Genomic DNA, 17,375 nt, shown 5'->3' on the forward strand with positions numbered 1-17,375 from the left:
ATAGCAAGGGAGCCAAAACGAGAGGACGAACGCCGTGTTCAACCGGGACACTCTGGCTACACCTTTACCCAGCTCTGTTAGGACAGCTAACGACCCAATCGGTGTGTCTCGCTTTTATCTCTTCGTGAGCAGTCGCTAACAGCGTCTCCGCACGGTCACACCAGGAATCTATCGCGTCCGTGTTCCCCTGTTCACTGTGTAGACGAACGAGCCGTTTTATTGTCCTGAGTGCATCATTATTTACTCCTGTTTCGTGAAATAGTTCTACTGCGTCTGTCCACTTTTCGGCCGCACATTCGGTGTTGCCGTCGGTCTGTTCGATGCGCCCACGAATTTCATCGCAAAGAGCAATACTGTGTTGGTTATCAAGCGTTTCGGCGAGTTGGCGGGCAGTCCTAATCTGTTGTCGTGCAGCCTTCGTCTCGCCTTCATCCAGCTTGAGTTTCGCCAGTGCGATCCGGACCTCAAATACGTCTGTGGGGTTGTCAATCTCCTCGGCACAATCAAGGGCCGTTTTGAGAGAGTGAACTGCTGCTGTGTGTTCTCCGCGCTTTTGTTTTAATATCCCACGTCCACGTAGATTCTCGATTTTCTGTCCAGTACTATCTAGCTCTTTGGCAATTGGTTCGGCAGCTTCATAATACTCTCTGGCTTGGTCGTACCGTCCTTGTCTTCGATATACATCTCCGAGATTGTTGAGATTAAGTAGTTCGGAGAACCGGTTGCCAATCTCTCGTGAGACTGTGAGGCTCTCCTCGTAATACTGTTCGCTTCGTTGATATCGCCCCATTTTGAACGCAATCCGACCAAGGTTTCCCAGTCGTGATGCAGTACCACGCTTATCGCGTATCTCTTTGGTGATAGCTAAGCTCTCTTCGATTATCGACCGAGCGCGATCATACTCAGATTTCTCTGTCGCGACGATTCCCTGGTTGTTTAGTGTTGCTGCAATCAGCATGCGGTCGTCGCTCTCTCGTGCAATCGAAAGCGCGGTGTCGAAGTGAGATTTTGCTTGCTCAAGCTCGCCGAGACGCCACAGACTCAGGCCCAAATCGTTGACAATCTGGGGTCTTCTCGACTGATCCTTATCTTCTGGGAGTCTCTGTAGCGCCTTTTTATACTGTTCACGGGCCATTGTGAAATCACCTTGATGAAATTTCACCCGACCAAGAAGATAGATCGATTCAGCCAGATACCGCCCGGAATCACAATCGTTTGCTAACTCCTGCAGTTGCTTCGCTGTTTTCTGTGCCTGTTCGTACTGTCCTTGGCTCACCTCGGCGGTGGCCTGCCGAAACACTAGCTGACAGTCAGACTGTGACGGGGTAGTATAGTCGACGACATCTGTCAGTCCCAGGACTGCGTCATACTCACTCAGGCTATGATGGATGTTTGCTAAGGAGATATATATCTGCTTCAGCTGGGTCCTGTCAGTCGAATCAGCTTGCTTGAGGAGTGCCCGTGCCTGCTCATAGTATTGGATTGCCTCGTCATATGCATGGGTCCCCGCAGCGTATTCCCCAGCATCTCGGTAATACGACACAGCTGTTTCATACTGGCCAGCCTGTTCGTAGTGATACCCCAACTGCCCAGCATGGGAATCGATATTTGCTTGCTTGACAGTCTCGATTGCTTCTGCAACGTGACGATGTTTTTCGGGCAGGTCTCCGTCGTCAATTCGTTCGACAGCCTGGTTGCGCACGACGCCATGTGAGAACTCGATTGTGCCAGCTTTTTGTGTCCAAATCTGCCGTCTCACCAGTGTCTCGATTGCCCTGACAAGTCCCTCGGTTGATAACTCAGTTACCTCCTGAAGCAAATCAAATCTGAACCCGCCTCCGGCAACCGCACCGGTCTCCAGTACTGGTTGCACTGAGTCGGGAACCCTTTCAAGTCGTTCAGTAACTGTTTGGTCGACCGTTTCAGGGATTCCTATCTCGTGTAGATGCTCTGGAAGGTCAGCGTGGGTCTCTGGCTCGAATGTCTCCAGCAGGTGTCTCGCTATTTCGCTAACGAAAAGTGGTGTTCCGCCTGTATGGTTGTAGACTGACTCGACAAACGACTCTGTCATGTCTTGTATCTCCAGAATATCTACGAGCAACGACTGCACGGCTTCTCGCTCTAATGGGTCTAGTTCGATAACTGTCCCACGGCCTGCCTCAGATGTCCACTCAGCGATTTCGAGAGCAGGAGTATTAGCCACTATATTGCCAGTCCGATATGTACTGAGAAACATGACCGGATAGCTCCAGCTTCCAACTTCGTCGACAAGATGCTTGAACAGGGCCACTGTTCCTTGACCAGCCCACTGTAAATCTTCGATTACCAGTACAACTGGCTGCATTGTTGCGAGCGTTCGCAACCCGTCTGCGACATCTGCAAACATCGCCTGTTTTTTTGCCGTCACGTCCTCAGCATCCTCAACCGGACTTTCTACCGGCTGGTTGAGCGTTTGAACTATTTCCTCGACATCGTTCAAATCATCGAGCATCTGTCTGAAGGCGTGATACGGCGGCTGGTCGCCTTCATCACAGACACCGGTGGCGACCACCTGTTCTCCGCTCTCGGACAGTTGTTCTCTGAACTGACGGACCAGTGTTGTCTTGCCGATTCCGGCTTCCCCGGTAATTAACACTGTCTGTCCGCCAGTGCGCTCTACCGTAGCGTATATCTCTTCGAGTTGTTGTCGTGGCTCTACCCGTCCGATAACGGTTTCATCGTGAACCCGTTCAACGGAAGTGTCCTGAACATGGGCAGGCGCTTTTGTGAGTGGCTGGCCAAGCTCCGTCGCCCGACCCTGCCTTCCGGTCTCGTCGGTTGGAAACCGGATTCCCATTAGCGTCCCCGACCCTGTTCGATGAATAATCAGCTCCGCATCCGAGTATTCCGTAAGCCAGCGGACAAGCCAGAGACCAACACCACTCGTATGTTCCAACTCAGTCTCGTCACCTCTTTGCAGCATCGTCATCTCGTGTTCAGAGAGTCCACCAGACTCGTCCTCAACATACACAGTTCGTGCTTGCTCCTTTTTGTCGAACCAGATATCGACGGTTGCTTGATTGGTCGCATGGACAATCGCGTTCTCGATAAGTTCCTTGAACGCCATCCCGATGTTCGGATGAGCGTATACAGTGAATGGTGGTTCCGCAACAGTAATCTCTGCAGCTGGGTAGTCTTCTTGTGCTCGTTCGACAGTACGCTGTAGCTCTTCTCCCAGATTGACTTCCGTAGACTGTGTTGTCTCGACAATTCCCTGGATGGTTCGTGCTTTCTGGCTGTGGTTCTCGATACGTTCAGCTGATGCTATGATGTCTGTTGCCTCCGTTTGTATCTCCTTGCTGTGGTTATTGGCAAGAATCTCTGCCCGTGAGGTAATGACAGATAACTCATTTCGAATATTGTGCCGAAATACGCGTGAGAACATTTTCTTGAGTAGATCCAGGTTCTGTTCGCGACGATTACGTTCTCGAATATCACGTAACAAACCGACAGACCCCGCAGTATCACTATCTTCGCCAGTTATACTGCTGACGTGTGCTTCTGTCTGGATTCGATCACCATCTTTTGTGATTATTGTTACCTCGACCTGCCGAGAAAACGAACTGGACTCATTCTCAAACTCGTTGGTCTGTAGCAACTTCTTGGCTTTGTGGCCAGCTGGAAGCAACTCCTCGATATCACGGCCACGCAACTCTTCTCGTTTGTAGCCGGTATATGCGACCATTGCTTCGTTTACCGTCTCTAGCTGTCCGTCTGTATCAACCACATACAATGGATCGGCAATCGAATCAATCAATCTCGGGGCGCGGGTGTGTTCGGGTAACTCTTCTTTGCTTCGTGCAAAACAAACCATTCCTGGGTTTGACTGACGAGGGATAGTGATGAACGACAGTAATTCAACAGCTCCGTCACCTGTCTGGATTGGCGCGGTGAACTCCGTTTGCTCGCTCTCAAGAATGTTGACTTTTAGCTCGGTTGCTGTGTGGCAGTCTGCCTTGTTTGTGACGGCTGCGTCCGTAGCGAACAAGGCTGTTACCGGGGAATTGACTAACTCCTCGGTCTCGTATTCAAGTGTCGATGGGTCAGTATCTACACATTCTCGAATCACACCATCTTCAGAGAGTGTCAGTACAACATCTGCAAATGTAGTTACCCCTTCCGCAAGATCGTCATGTGACATAATATCAAGTATAGCACTCTCACCGCCGTTACTCCGGTTCTCACCACCTCTTCCCATAATCTCTCTTTTATCATTATTAAGACGCAGTTAAAAACTTATCTTCGACTCAACTGGCGGTGTTTAATAGATACCATAGCACCGATTCTCTACTCTTAGTAAGTGAATACGACATGGACACGGCTCGCTCAAATGGCTTGATACGTCTCACTGCTCGCGTGTGTTTTTCCAGGCTGGATAAAACTCCAGCGCGGCGACTAAGCTGATTACGACGCCAGCAACAACCATTGCTGTATCCGGGTCAAGGTCCTCCATACTGATATGCGGTGTTGTAGACGTGAAACAGTTTGGCCTCTCGTGAAGCGGTGAGTTCGATGTTGAATACCGTCGGGGCTATGTTGGAGAGTATCTGCGAGTTCTCGACTGTTCGTTATCAGGACAGCCCTACGCTTATTGGACCGAAAGAGGAGACATACTGCGATTTGTTTACTGTCGAAACAATAAGGCCTGAGAGTCTGCAAATACGTATCTAACGCGGTCGTATCTGCACGCTCACGGATTGGCTTTATCGTCGTAAATGGTGTCTTTTTGAGCCAAGCTAGCATATTCCGTGGTATAGGAAGTGATTTACCTGTACGAACCTAGTAAGATACGTGAGTAACCCAACTGAAAAAACAAAAATAGAGAATACAGAAGGAACCACCGCTGACGGCATTACCCCCGCTGTGCTGGCGTCTATCGGTTCGGTTGCCCTTGCCCTGTATTTCTATTACGTACGCGGTGACAAACAGCGCGGCCAGTTTGTCGGTTTCTGGCCCGTAACGATACTCAGCCTTGCCTCGTACTTCAAGCTACAAGAGATAAAACAGATGCTGGCCGAGCGTGACGAGTAACCTTGGGGTCCGGTCGGACAACTGAGTACAGCTGGTTTTGAGAGATACTGTCGCAATTGCGGCTATTGATTCAGTTGGTCCCAATCGAACAGAAAACACGGTTGTCACCGTCGGGTAAGTCGCTCAGAGTCTGCTACCGTGAGTAGAGTTTGCGCTCTAGCTCTTCGACGGCATCAGATATCATCGCTGCCAGCTCTTCGTCTGAGGCCAACCGATATGTCGGCCCTGATATATCAAGTGCCCCGAGTACATCGTCACGAGGATCTGTCACTGGAACTGCAACAGCCCGTGCACCTTCAATCGACTCCTGATCGTTGACTGCATAGCCACGCTCGCGGACATCATCAAGGGTCTCAAAGAGCGTTTGTCGGTCCGTGATTGTGTTGTCTGTCTCGACTGGCATACCCCTGTGATTCAGTATCTCATTGATCTGAGCCTCTGAAAACTGTGAGAGGATTGCTTTCCCAGCGGCTGAGTTGTGCATATAGAAGTATCGGCCAACCTGAAACCCTTTCGTCGAGCGATTCGCAGCGAAATTGAACAGCGTGATAACACGCCCATGTTCTTCGACGCCAAAGCCCGCTTCTTCTCCAGACCGATCAGCAAGGGCGGTCACTGTTGTCCGGACTGTATCGAACCACTCGTTTCGTGTCCGTGCCTGCTCACCGAGGTGAAACAGCTTCAGCCCTAAAAGGTAGTGCTCTCCACGTTTGATCAGGTATTCTTGTTCAAGTAGTGTCTGAAGATGGGCGTGGACTGTACTTGTTGAGCAGTCCAGACGCCTGGCAAGTTCGCTCATCCGTGCCCCTTCCATCTCGCTGATAAGGTCGACTATTTCCAGCGAGGTAGTTGTAGTCTGGAGACCATCCCTGTCTGGGTCTACCATACCAGTGTGTACAGTCACCCTCATAAAAAAGTCCGGCTATAGACAAAGAGCTACGCCAAAAGCAGATCTATACCGCATGAATAATAATAAAAGAATAACTCATAATAATATTTTGGTAGCTATTAACCAATATATATGCCTCTATTCGAACGAGGCCTGTTTCGCTCGACTGGCTTGGTGCTCTATTTCGCCAGAACTGAACTTTTATATACAATTCTGCCCGCCTCTGAACAGAAGTGTCCAGCCAACCCGACAACAGTTCATTTGTTTCCGGAACGCGGCTATTATTGTAACCGTTGCCACTCATATCGGATGTGTTCCAAACCTATGACTGAACCTGGAACCGAAGCTGGTACAGATATAGAGGGGATCGGAGAAACCAATGAGCAACAGTTGACGTTTTACGGTGGCCGCTGGATGAGTGCCATCCCAATCTTGCTTTTTATTCTATGGGCGATTCTGCAAAGCGGCGTGTTCAGAATCAGCGATACGACCGGACTAGTCGCTGGGATGTTGATCTCTTTGATTGTTGGTATGTTTTTCGTCAAAGGTGACTGGAAAGTCTATGCTGACACCATCTTTGATGGAATGACGAAACGGGTCACGGCGACAACCATTGTCGCCTGGCTGTGGGCTGGCATGTTTTCAAGTACAATTCAAGCAGGGGGGTTCGTCGGTGGACTTGTCTGGGCGGCCGACACGCTGGCAGTGGGTGCGGTTGCGTTTCCGGCAATCACGTTCCTGCTGGCCGGATTGCTTGCGACCGGTATCGGCAGCGGGTACGGGACAGTCGTTGCTTTCACAACACTGTTTTTCCCAGCCGGCATTTTGCTTGGCGCTAATCCAATCCTCATGTTTGGATCGATACTTTCGGGGGCTGTGTTTGGTGACAATCTTGCACCAGTAAGCGACACAACGATTGTCAGTGCGGTTACGCAAGATGCTGATATTGGCGGCGTTGTTTCATCACGATTCAAATACGCAATTGTCGCTGCAGTGCTGACGGTCGTTGCATATCTATTTGCTGGGACCGCAATGTCTGGTCTTCAGATATCACAGGAGGCACGCGATATCTTCTTGTCGAACAGTACACCGGCTGGCCTCGTCCATCTGGTATCGATGCTGGTCGTCATCGTGACCGCCGTTCTCGGACGACACATCATCGAAGCAATCTCATGGGGGCTAATTGTCGCAATCCTGTTCAACATCGTCTTTGGGCTCGCACCACTTAGCGACGTTCTTCTCTTCAGTGTCCCGGAGACCTCGATCGCTTCTGATGTGGCTGGTTCCCTCCCTGTCGTCACCATCGTTAAAGCAGGGAACGCTGGCGTCGGTGGGTCAATCTACAACGGTGCTGCAGGGTTTTTCCCGCTTATTGCATTGGTCTTGCTCATCATTGCAGGCTCCGAAATCATGATCCGCGGTGGTGCATTTGCCGCCATTCAGGAGTTCCTGTTGCGTAACGTCGCAACAACCGTGCGTAAAGCAGAGATGACGATGGTCATGGGGACCGCGTTTGTCAACTCCATGATCACAATCAATACTGCAGCAGAGATTGCTATCGCACCGTATATCGCACGTATCGGACAGAAGTACAACATCAACGCCTATCGTCGTGCAAATATTCTCGACGCAAATACGTCCGCGCTGGGATACATCTTCCCGTGGGCCGGCGGCGTTCTCGTTGGATTCGCCCCGATGCAAGGGTTGCCCGGCCAGTACGAATGGTTCACCGAGTCGATGATCGTCAATCCGATTGAGGTCTGGCCGTTTGTCTTCCAAGGGTGGTTCCTATTCGGAGTCTTCATTTTCTCGGCGTTGACTGGCTTTGGACTGGAGTACACTAGTGACCGACAATCCAGCGAGGTGAGTCGCGTATGAGTCTTCTCAGCCGGTTTCTGGTTGGTGCAACGTTCCGCACGAGCGAGCCAGAGTTCGATATTGGCGAAGAGATTGAGGTGTACGTAACTGACTACGATGAGGACAGCGACAAGGTGTTCGCTCGTGTTGGCCAGAGCCAACTCCGTTTCACCGACGCAACCAAGGATCTGGTCGGCTGCCGTGTTCTCGCTCGTGTTGAGCAGTATGACACAGCACAGAACCGTGGAGCAGCGATACACCTTGAAACAATCGAGCAGAGTTCGTGGTAGACAACGCAGCGTGTCGGGATAACAGCCACCAGCAAGCAGAGAATTGCCGTGGAGAACACAAGCAAACAGCTACCCAAAGCAGGTGATGGTCGCTGGTGGGCCACTAGCCGTCGAGACACTGTTGAACCTGCTATGGGTGCGTGCTGTTGGTCCTGAGAAAACCTTACGTCCCGACTGCCGCTTCGACGGACGTACCTTGTGACAGCTTGTATCGGACAGAGCCTTGTATAGACCTGGCGCTACACCGCATGTCGAGTTGTCGCCCAGAGAGAGACAATCTACAGACCGCGAGGGCGGTGAGTCTGTGCTTGTACCGGACGACGACCGTGGCGGGTGCTGAAACACGACCCACATATTTAATAGAAACAAGTAGAATCAGTAGAACAAGAGCAGATGACCCGCTGCACAACAGTTCGTCCTGTTTACTGTCCGCGGTCGCCACCGGCCGCACTTCTGGTTGGATAGCTGCAGCACTCGGGTCGATTCACTACGTTTGCCGTAGTTGCAATTCTTCCAGCTATCCACACGCATATGCCTACGCTATCCAACCAGCTGGTCCGAAACGACCAGCGTATTCGTCAGCTCAGTGTGGTCCACCCAGACCACACATCGAACCGCACGCAAACCAGATCTCTTCCCCCAAGTAGTCGTCAGTCTATCCAGAAGGTGTTCCGATGAGTGGGTACAGTGACTCGACGCAAGATACGTCTGAGAAGCACCAACCCATCTGGCGCAACCGGAACTTTCTCCGGTTTTTCATGGGCCAGTTCGTCACGAATGCTGGGGACAGTCTGTACTCTGTTGCCACACTGTGGCTCGTCTTCGAGCTCAGCGAATCGACGTTCCTGACGGGGCTTGCAAGCTCGATGCTCCTGTTGCCGTATCTGCTTCAGATCATTGCAGGCCCGATAATCGACCGATTCCCAATCAAACCCATTCTTGTTGGAACACAGCTCGTTCAGGGGGTAATACTCCTCGTCTTGCCGCTTGCGTCGTACACTGGAAATCTAACAGTGGGTCTACTATTCCTGACAATCCCCACGCTGTCGCTGTTCGCGCTGCTAATGTTCCCGATCCCATCGACACTGTTGCCCCGTATCGTCGCCGACGAGCAGTTATCCAAGGGTAACTCCGCGCTCTCGACGATTACACTGGGGCTGGATATGATATTCGATGCCTTCGGCGGGCTGTTCATCGCTGTCTTTGGAGCGACAGCACTGTTGGTCCTCGACTCGTTTACGTTCGTGGTCGCAGGCGTGTTGTTCCTCGGAATGACAATTCCACGCGTCCGGGGTGGCGGCGATCGAGACAAAGCCCAGAGCGATGAAACGACTCTTCAGACAGTCCTACAGGCCTACGTCGCCGACCTGCGAATAGGCATCGACATCCTGCGTGGCTCTGTATTCATCGAACTGATGGCGACTGCGGCCATATTCAACTTTGCTGTCGGCATCACACTTGCTATCTTACCTTCGTTTGGCGAATCGCTCGGAGGTCCCGCGTTCTATGGCTTCATGCTGGGTGCACTCGGCGTCGGGCGACTCGTCGGATCTGTGGTCGCAGCTGGCCTCGACGACGTGCCCTATGGTTGGCTGGTGACAGTCTCCTATCTCTGCTCGGCGTGTCTCTGGGTCGGGTCAATCTACGTGACTTCTCCTTTCCTCACGGTCGTGTTGTTCGGCCTCGCGTGGGTGTCTCCCGGCATCAATGGTGTACTAACCAGCACGCTGAACCAGACGGTGTTCCCGACTGACTTGCTCGGACGCATCGCTTCGATCAAAGGGACTGCCTCGACGGCCACGCTCCCGCTTGGGTCACTGATTGGTGGTGGCGTCGCCGAATTACTAGGCACCACCACAACAATGGGACTGGCTGGGCTTGGCTTCGGAGTTGTCGGTCTCTACTTCGCGCTGCGACCTCGGCTCCGTCAGATTCCGGCGATTAGTGAGGCCGATTCCGAGACGTTTGACTTGGATTTTGTGTCAGACGAATCTTGAAGCCCTGCCAAGACGGGTACACTGCCTCATGGTCGAGCATAAAGCTGGAATACTGTCCGATATCGAGACGGGACCGTCTACGTCGTTGAGTGCCGTCGTGGAGGGACCCAATCTCTCGTTACTCTGTTGTGGTGTCGAGTGTCAGCGCCACCGTCTGTGGGAGCGTTTCAGTTGCCCCCGGATCACAGGACGCTTCCATGATGCTTTCGTCGTCAAGCGTGTTCACGACTTCTCCGGCGGCATACGAATTGACCGCGATGTCGACTGACAGCTCATCTGGTTCACTGACACAGTCGGTGTACTGACTCCCGTCGTAGCTGTCTTCGACGATAGTCCGAAGCACTGTCACCTCGATCTCGTAGAGGTCGTCGTCGACTATCTCATTCAGTGGCAAAGAGAGGCTAAATGACGAACTGGTAGTTGTCCACTCCAGTTCTGTCCCGTTGACCGAGACAACAACGTTCGCCGAATCTCCGTTGACAGTGAGATACCACCACTGCTCGAACTTCGAGTCGTCTCGGCGGTTCCACGGCGTCGGGACAGTATCGGCGTACTGTTCGAGGGTTTCCTCGAGTTGTTCCTGTTTCTCGGTCCCCGGTGGCTGCGTTTCGTTGTCACACGCCGAGAGGCCGTAGCGACACCACTCCCGAACCGCCGCGCTATCACCGTCGCGCTCGCACAACTCGACGAGCGCCGTTGCCCAGGTAATCGCTGCCCACGTGCCTAGCTCATCGCGTGTTTTGTCAGCAGTGAGCCCCCGTTCGAGGTGTGTCCGGGCATCGTCGGTATCGCCCCACGACTTACAGTGGCTTCCGTACCAGCAGCGAGTCATCGGATCGTCCGGGTCGATATCGAGTGCCGCCTCAAACTGTGTCTCAGCCACGTCGCGGTTATCCCACGTTGCGAGTGTATCGGCGAACAGTCGTCGTATCTCGAGTGCGTCGGGGTCGCGTTCTATCGCCCGTTTGTAGTGGTGATACACCGCCTCTTTGTCCGGCGGATCAGCGGCACTCGCAAGCCTTGCCAGCCCGAAGTGTGCGTTGGCGTGTCCCTGATCTTGTTCTAGTGCTTGCTCGAAGTAGACACTCGCAAGGGGTTGGGCCTCCGTTTTCCTATACTTATGTCCGATCTCAGCGAGCGTGTCGGGGTCGGTTATATCTCCGGTGTCGTGTTCGATAGCAGCCGCCACCTGCTCGTCCAGTGACGCGTCCGTGTCGGCCATCGCATTCCCGTTGGCAGACATCTCGTCGGTTGTCTCCGATTCCGTCGGGGTCTCGGTCTCGTCGGTCGACCCTGTACTGTCGTCTGCGGGCGGCCGATGTGAGTTATAGCGCTCTTCTAAAGTCTGTAGCGCATCTTCGTTGTCTGAAATCTCGTCTCCATTGTCGAGTGCGTACTCACACCAGCGGACGACGGCGTCGTCCTCACCGACCTGCTCGAGTATTTCGACGAGTCTGACCAGCGACGGCAAAAACGTATCCAGATCCACGTCACCGAACCCGGCGTCGATCATCTCGAATCCCGCTTCGAGATACGGACGAGCCAGCTCCGGCATCCCGCGTTGATCGTGAAAATGCCCGAACCAGATGCGCGCGACGGGGTCGATACGATCGTCTTCGATAGCTCGCTCGAACTGCGCCTGTGCCTGATCGAACCGCTGCAGTGTGGCGAGAAACCGCGCGTAGTATCGTCTAAGAACGTGATCGGCCCCAACAGTTTCGAGTCCACGTTCGTAAATTTCGGCGGCGTCGTCCGGCTCTCCGGCATCCCGAAGCCGTTCGGCGTACGTCCGGTAGAGGCGTTCGTTCGTCGGTGCCTGTTCGAGTGCCTGCTCGAACGCGTCCCGACCAGCGTCTTCGCCGTCGTGATCCCACCGGAAACTAGCGTGATAACGGAGCGCGCGGGTGTTTCCCGGGTCGAGTTCGAGTGCGCGCTGCAGATGACGCCGTGTTGCTTCGGTCGTCGTGAGGTCACGGGACCGGGCCAGCGCAGCGCCTAGACCAGCGTGAGCGGCCGCGTCGTCCGACTCAAGCAGGAGCACTGATCTGAACGAATCCGCCGCCTCGTGGAATGAGCCGGAATCGAACTGTGTCTCGCCTCTCTGACGGTGTGTCTCGACACGTTGGTCGGCGTCCGCCGGCCCGTCGCCGAGTGTCGATTCGAGGTGTGTCTCCAGTTCACTCACACTGGACTGTAACGCTGCTGTCGTCGGCGGCTCCATCCCGGTCCCAGCAGCCGCGACACGACATATCCCGTCTGCCGATTCGTCAAGCGATCGTAACACAGCAACGAGTGCGCTGAGAACACTATATCGCCGTTCGTGACGGTTTGTTTCTGGTATCGCCGCTGCGATCGCCTCGTCAAACTGATCAACGAGGTCGAACACGGCTTCGGGCGGTTCAGTGTCCACGACTAGCCGCTCACGAGTGATGATCGACAGTCGCTCGTCTGTCCGTTCGAGGGCCTCGAAGAACGTGGCCTCCAACTCCTCACTCAAACCGGGTTCGAGATCGGCAACCGCGTCCTCGATGTCGATACTGTCGTCATCAAACCGAAGGTCTGTCTCCGTGGCCGAACGTTCCCAGGCCAGTCGTGCTAGCGACGTGAGTATCGGAACAGCGGTCATCATGCAGGAAATTGTTGACTGTGTGAAATAAACGTTTATGAGTAACATCACGGTAGACTCCAATTTTACAGGACGCCCCTAATCCACCGGACAGCAGTGGGGAGTCGGTGGCCCACGCTTCGATATTTGACCGGGTGCCGAATACAGCAGTAACTACCCTGTGGGAGACACGTCAGCGGTATAATTAAGACAAATCCGAAAAAACTATTCACATGAGCACAACTCGTTTCCGCCGCGGAGCATCATCGGCGTCAAACACGAGTGATGCAGTCCATGAAGCGGCCGAGGCGGCCCTCGCCGAGGGTGATAACATCGAAGACGTCGCCTTGGGGGTCGTAATGACTTCGCCGTCGTACGATATTCCGGAGGTAATCGATGTACTCGGGACGAGACTGCCATCGGTCCCACTGATTGGCTCGACCACTGCAGGAGAGTTTACCGACGAGGGGGTCACCGAAGGTGGGCTTGTCATCGCGTTGATTGTCTCCGAGAGACTGTCAGTCGCGAGTGCCGTCGCTGACGGCGTTTCCGAGGACGTCTTCGGTACCGTCCAGGCAACGGTGAACAACCTCCCAGCCGTTGGCGATATGGACGGCGAACACGTCGCAGCGATTACATTTCACGATGGCCTCACTGGCAAAGGCGAGGAGATCGCGCTGTTGACGCGGCAGTTGCTCGGTGGTGTCCCGCTCGTCGGTGGTTCTGCCGGCGACGACCTCAATCTGGCTGAAACGACCGTCTTCACGGACTCGGGTGCTTCTAGTGACGGAGTAGCAATCGCTCTCTTAGCTGCTGAGGAACCCTTCGGACTCGCGGCAAAGCACGGCCATACGACGCTGTCGGACACCTACGAAGTCACCCGTGCCGACGCCAACGTTGTTCACGAACTCGATGGCGAACCCGCATTCGAGGTCTGGCAGAGAGAAGTCGCGAAAACGGCGCGGGACACATACGCCATCGATGTCGACGATCTCGACCCGAGCGATGATCGTTTTGCCATCCTGCTCACCCAGTTTGAACTCGGACTCAAAACGAAAGATGGCGGCTACAAGATCAGGTGGCCGGGGATGACCAACTCGACCGACGGACCGTTGACGTTTGCGACTGGCGTTCCCGAAGGCTCAGAGGTTCGGGTCATGCACAGCCCGAAAGACGAGCAAATCAATTCTGCCCGCGAGGCCGCCCAGGCGTCTCTGGCGCATTTCGAGGGCGAGGACGTCGCGGGCGCACTCGTCTTCGACTGTGTCTGTCGCGGGTTAATCCTTGAGGATGAATTCGGGACCGCCGTCGACGCGATTGCGAGCGAACTTGAGTCCCCGCTGGCTGGCTTTGAGACCTACGGTGAGATTTCGATGCCGTCCGAGGCGGCAACCGGATACCATAACACGACGACGTCGATACTGTTGTTTCCGGCCTGAAATCCCCCCGGAACCCAGTAAGCGGTCGACAGACGCATCTGCTAGGCCGGATCTCGGCTTCGTTCACACTGAAATACACAAGCTTCAAACAGTTCTATAGCCTGCAAACATACGATGGACGGTTCATGGCTTGGTATCAATATGTGTCCCTGGTACAGGACTCATCGTAGGTGAATACAATGGTCAAGACGTATCCGGTCGCGAGTCTGCTCCAGTTCCTCACGGCGGGGATCGTACTCGCACTCGGCGTGCAAGCCCTTCGCCAGCGACGGCAGCGGGTCAGTGTTGCCTTTGTCGCGATGGCTCTCGGTTCCACCGGATGGGCGCTGTCCGCTGGGGTGAGTTCCGCCGTCGCCGATCCGGAATTGACCTACATCTTCGGGTTCGCCGTCTATCCATTCACTCTCTTTAGCTCCATTGGTTGGTTCTTTCTGGCCGCCGCCCACAAGGGCAGAAACCGCCTCTTTCGCCGACCCGTCCTGACCGCGTTCGCCACTATCTGGCTCCTGAACGTGGTCGCGCTGGCGAGTAATCCACTCCATCATCAGTTCATTGACGCGGCGACGAGGATTCCAGAGAGTGGGATCGCCGAACCGGTCGCTGGGCCGCTGTACTGGGTGTTCATGTTGGTTACCTTTAGCATATTTTTGGCTGGCGTTGGCTTGCTCGCCGTTGACCCCCTGACAGGAAAAGGGATCCACCACAGGCAGACACGGGTCGTCATGGGTGGCGGGCTGATTCCGATGCTCTTTGCGCTTGTTGAGGTGTCTGACGTTGTCCCGGCCCCCGGCCTAGACTTGGGTGTCCTCGGTCTCACTATCGGCACGGGCGTGCTCTTTTATGCCGTGTTCTACGCTGACTTCCTCAAGATCGTCCCGATCCAGCAGAAGACGTTGCTCGAAAACATGGACGACGCCATCGTCGCCCTTGACACTGCGGATCGGATTGTCGATCTGAATCCCCGGGCAACAACCTTCTTCGACCTTTCGGCGTCTGCGGTCGGACAGGACATCGATGCGGCGTTGGCTGACAAGCCTGAACTGCGTGCGGCAATCGAACGGGCACCCGCAAGCGACGATATCGAGGCGGCCCCGTCGGTTCCTGCCGCTGGGGACGAGGCCATCTGGTCCGACGAGTTCACCGTCACGAAAGATGGACAACAGCGGCACTTCGCGCTTAGTGTCTCCGCAATCGAAACTGACCGACCCGGCTCCTGGACCAACCGCACTGAAAGTCGAGAACGGGTCGGGAGACTCGTCGTCGTCCGTGACATCACGACGCGCCGAAGGCGCGAACGGCGGCTACAGCAGTACGAAACCGTCGTCGAAACTGCTGGCGACCCTATCTTTGTCCTCGACGAGGACGGTCACATCGAACTACTAAACGATGCGATGGTCGACTTTCTGGACTCCCCCCGAGAGAAACTGGTTGGCGAACACGTGGGTAACTTCCTCGACCCGGAGAGTCTCAGCATAATCATGGAGTCTATTACCCACATGGCGTTGACCGGAGCGGACGCCCAGCAGTACAAGATGGAACGGACTGGCCCGGATGGGGAGACTCTCCACTACGAGGTCAATACCCGCCTCATTGAGGACGACGTCGGTGATACCAATATGACCTTTGGGTCGGTCGGCGTTATCAGGGACGTAACCACCCACGTGGAACGCAAGCAAGAACTGGACCTGCTCAACCAGATCCTTACCCGGGTCCTCCGGCACAACATTCGCAACGACCTCAACGTCATCAGCGGCAACGCCGAGATTCTGGAGAGCCGACTGGCGGGCAGCGAGGCCGAGATTGCCCAACGAATAAAACAAAACGCCATAGATGTGATCCACCTCGCTGACGAAGCGCGAACTGCCCAGCGGGTCACCAACACCGACAGCGAACGGACCAGAATCGCTCTCTCGGAGATACTCCGTCCCCCGGTCGAAAACATCAAAGAACGCTACCCAGATGCAGATCTTACTGTTGATATACTGGACTGCAACGTGCTAACGACCAAAGAGATGGACATGGCCGTTGAACAACTCTTAGAAAATGCCATTGTCCACAACGACGACGACCCCCACGTCGAGGTCAGCGCCACGCGCCACAAGACAGCTACCAAGGTAACTATCGCCGACGATGGCCCCGGCATCGATATGAGTGAGGTTTCCGTGATTAATGAAGGCGAAGAAACGGACCTAAGCCATGGAAGCGGCCTAGGGCTGTGGTTGATTACCTGGATTGTCAATCGGTCCGGCGCCACTGTGGAGTTTGCGAACACCGAGGCAGGTACGCAAGTCACGTTGACGCTTCCGACCCAATCATCCACTGGGTCCGGAAGCAAAGAGAAGTCTGCCTGACCGGCAACCCTCGTTGAGGCACTCATATCCTTACAAAGCAACAACAGAGTGCCTGCTGGCCTTCGTTGAGGCAGTTTAGAGTCTGTTCGCTACGCACCTGAGGGACGGACTCGACTGGTGTGTGAGCTAGTCTTTCGGCGTCCACTCCGAGCGAAGCAGACCGAACGTGACGACATCGTGGTATTCGCCACGGTACCAAGCAGCGTCGCGTCTGGTACCTTCGTGTTTGAATCCGAGAGATTCAAGCAGTGCAATCGAGCCGTCGTTGAACGCACCAGCGTGTGCGTCCACTCGTCGTAGATTTCGGTCACGGAATGCGTACTCGACCAGCGTTTCGGTCGCGTCAGATCCGTATCCATTGCCATGGTGTTCCGGTGCAATCCAGTAGGCCAACTCGGCAGATCGGGCCCGTGATGTTTCCGTGGGGCCGTACTGCGACTCGGTCAGCGAAACGTGGCCAACAGGCTCGTCGTCGTGACAGACCAGACAGTGGACATCGCCTTCGGTGGTGAGAACAGTCTCGAAAAACTCCTCGGACAACTCGTCGTTCATCGGATTGATATCCAGTGCAGGCCGCCACACTGCAGGATCGTTCATCACACGCTGCACAAAATCAAGATCCTCTCGGTCGATTGGTCGGAGGGTGACACGCTCGCCGTTGAGGAAGACTGGACCAGGCATGGTTCATCTCCTGTCGTGATAGTAAAATGTTTTGTGGACACAGACTTGACCCCGTTGACGGTGAGGACGCCAAACACGGTGTACCAGTCCAGCAGAGCCGCGACCGGATTGGGTCTCTAATCGCGGATACCCTGACGCTGTCGCGTGCTAGCGAGACCGTCAAAGACCTCAACTAGATTATGCTTGCCAACGTTGT

At 54.5% G+C, this 17,375-nt stretch carries 11 protein-coding genes; 7 read left to right on the forward strand and 4 right to left on the reverse strand.

The features are described 5' to 3' along the window. Positions 1 to 64: 64 nt before the first annotated feature. Entirely contained in the window at positions 65 to 4,237 is a 4,173-nt protein-coding gene (locus N5098_RS04040) for a tetratricopeptide repeat protein (RefSeq protein WP_267636411.1), read from the reverse strand. Positions 4,238 to 4,830: 593 nt separating this feature from the next. On the opposite strand from N5098_RS04040, the gene N5098_RS04045 reads away from it, so the two are divergent. Continuing rightward, positions 4,831 to 5,070, forward strand: a complete 240-nt coding sequence (locus N5098_RS04045) for a hypothetical protein (protein ID WP_267636412.1) — start codon at positions 4,831 to 4,833, stop codon at positions 5,068 to 5,070. Between the two features lie 133 nt (positions 5,071 to 5,203). On the opposite strand, the gene N5098_RS04050 is transcribed toward N5098_RS04045, so the two are convergent. Beyond that, positions 5,204 to 5,956 (reverse strand): IclR family transcriptional regulator, encoded by a 753-nt coding sequence (locus tag N5098_RS04050; protein WP_267636413.1) that lies wholly within the window; start codon positions 5,954 to 5,956, stop codon positions 5,204 to 5,206. A 327-nt stretch (positions 5,957 to 6,283) separates the two neighbouring features. On the opposite strand from N5098_RS04050, the gene N5098_RS04055 reads away from it, so the two are divergent. The 3 genes from N5098_RS04055 to N5098_RS04065 all read left to right on the forward strand — a co-directional run bounded on the left by N5098_RS04055 (position 6,284) and on the right by N5098_RS04065 (position 10,103). Then, positions 6,284 to 7,837, forward strand: coding sequence for a Na+/H+ antiporter NhaC family protein (locus N5098_RS04055; protein ID WP_267636414.1), 1,554 nt, complete (start codon positions 6,284 to 6,286; stop codon positions 7,835 to 7,837). Beyond that, positions 7,834 to 8,106 (forward strand): DUF7513 family protein, encoded by a 273-nt coding sequence (locus tag N5098_RS04060; protein ID WP_267636415.1) that lies wholly within the window; start codon positions 7,834 to 7,836, stop codon positions 8,104 to 8,106. Before N5098_RS04055 ends, N5098_RS04060 begins: the two co-directional genes overlap by 4 nt. 674 nt (positions 8,107 to 8,780) lie before the next feature. Next, on the forward strand, positions 8,781 to 10,103 hold the full coding sequence (locus N5098_RS04065; protein WP_267636416.1) for an MFS transporter: 1,323 nt from the start codon (positions 8,781 to 8,783) through the stop codon (positions 10,101 to 10,103). 118 nt (positions 10,104 to 10,221) lie between these two features. Here N5098_RS04065 and N5098_RS04070 read toward each other — a convergent pair whose 3' ends face one another. Then, the gene (locus tag N5098_RS04070; RefSeq protein ID WP_267636417.1) at positions 10,222 to 12,732 is read right to left on the reverse strand and encodes a tetratricopeptide repeat protein; all 2,511 of its coding nucleotides are present in this window, start codon (positions 12,730 to 12,732) and stop codon (positions 10,222 to 10,224) included. Positions 12,733 to 12,941: 209 nt separating this feature from the next. Here N5098_RS04070 and N5098_RS04075 point away from each other — a divergent pair, with 209 nt between their 5' ends. Continuing rightward, positions 12,942 to 14,147, forward strand: coding sequence for an FIST signal transduction protein (locus tag N5098_RS04075; RefSeq protein ID WP_267636418.1), 1,206 nt, complete (start codon positions 12,942 to 12,944; stop codon positions 14,145 to 14,147). A gap of 179 nt (positions 14,148 to 14,326) precedes the next feature. Beyond that, a complete protein-coding gene (locus N5098_RS04080) occupies positions 14,327 to 16,498 on the forward strand; it encodes a histidine kinase N-terminal 7TM domain-containing protein (RefSeq protein ID WP_267636419.1) in 2,172 nt (723 codons plus the stop codon). Positions 16,499 to 16,624: 126 nt separating this feature from the next. Here N5098_RS04080 and N5098_RS04085 read toward each other — a convergent pair whose 3' ends face one another. After that, complete coding sequence (locus tag N5098_RS04085) at positions 16,625 to 17,179, reverse strand: GNAT family N-acetyltransferase (RefSeq protein ID WP_267636420.1); 555 nt, start codon at positions 17,177 to 17,179, stop codon at positions 16,625 to 16,627. 26 nt (positions 17,180 to 17,205) lie between these two features. On the opposite strand from N5098_RS04085, the gene N5098_RS04090 reads away from it, so the two are divergent. Continuing rightward, complete coding sequence (locus N5098_RS04090) at positions 17,206 to 17,355, forward strand: hypothetical protein (protein ID WP_267636422.1); 150 nt, start codon at positions 17,206 to 17,208, stop codon at positions 17,353 to 17,355. The last annotated feature ends 20 nt before the right edge of the window (positions 17,356 to 17,375 follow it).

This window comes from Halovenus rubra, from assembly GCF_026586665.1.
GTDB lineage: Archaea > Halobacteriota > Halobacteria > Halobacteriales > Haloarculaceae > Halovenus > Halovenus rubra.

What these genes read in the sequence shown, in the direction of transcription:
- N5098_RS04075 (WP_267636418.1), top strand. Translation starts at nt 12,942, where the DNA reads ATGAGCACAACTCGTTTCCGCCGCGGAGCATCATCGGCGTCAAACACG.
- N5098_RS04055 (WP_267636414.1), top strand. Translation starts at nt 6,284, where the DNA reads ATGACTGAACCTGGAACCGAAGCTGGTACAGATATAGAGGGGATCGGA.
- N5098_RS04070 (WP_267636417.1), bottom strand. Translation starts at nt 12,732, where the DNA reads ATGATGACCGCTGTTCCGATACTCACGTCGCTAGCACGACTGGCCTGG.
- N5098_RS04050 (WP_267636413.1), bottom strand. Translation starts at nt 5,956, where the DNA reads ATGGTAGACCCAGACAGGGATGGTCTCCAGACTACAACTACCTCGCTG.
- N5098_RS04085 (WP_267636420.1), bottom strand. Translation starts at nt 17,179, where the DNA reads ATGCCTGGTCCAGTCTTCCTCAACGGCGAGCGTGTCACCCTCCGACCA.
- N5098_RS04060 (WP_267636415.1), top strand. Translation starts at nt 7,834, where the DNA reads ATGAGTCTTCTCAGCCGGTTTCTGGTTGGTGCAACGTTCCGCACGAGC.
- N5098_RS04040 (WP_267636411.1), bottom strand. Translation starts at nt 4,237, where the DNA reads ATGGGAAGAGGTGGTGAGAACCGGAGTAACGGCGGTGAGAGTGCTATA.
- N5098_RS04065 (WP_267636416.1), top strand. Translation starts at nt 8,781, where the DNA reads ATGAGTGGGTACAGTGACTCGACGCAAGATACGTCTGAGAAGCACCAA.
- N5098_RS04090 (WP_267636422.1), top strand. Translation starts at nt 17,206, where the DNA reads ATGTTTTGTGGACACAGACTTGACCCCGTTGACGGTGAGGACGCCAAA.
- N5098_RS04080 (WP_267636419.1), top strand. Translation starts at nt 14,327, where the DNA reads ATGGTCAAGACGTATCCGGTCGCGAGTCTGCTCCAGTTCCTCACGGCG.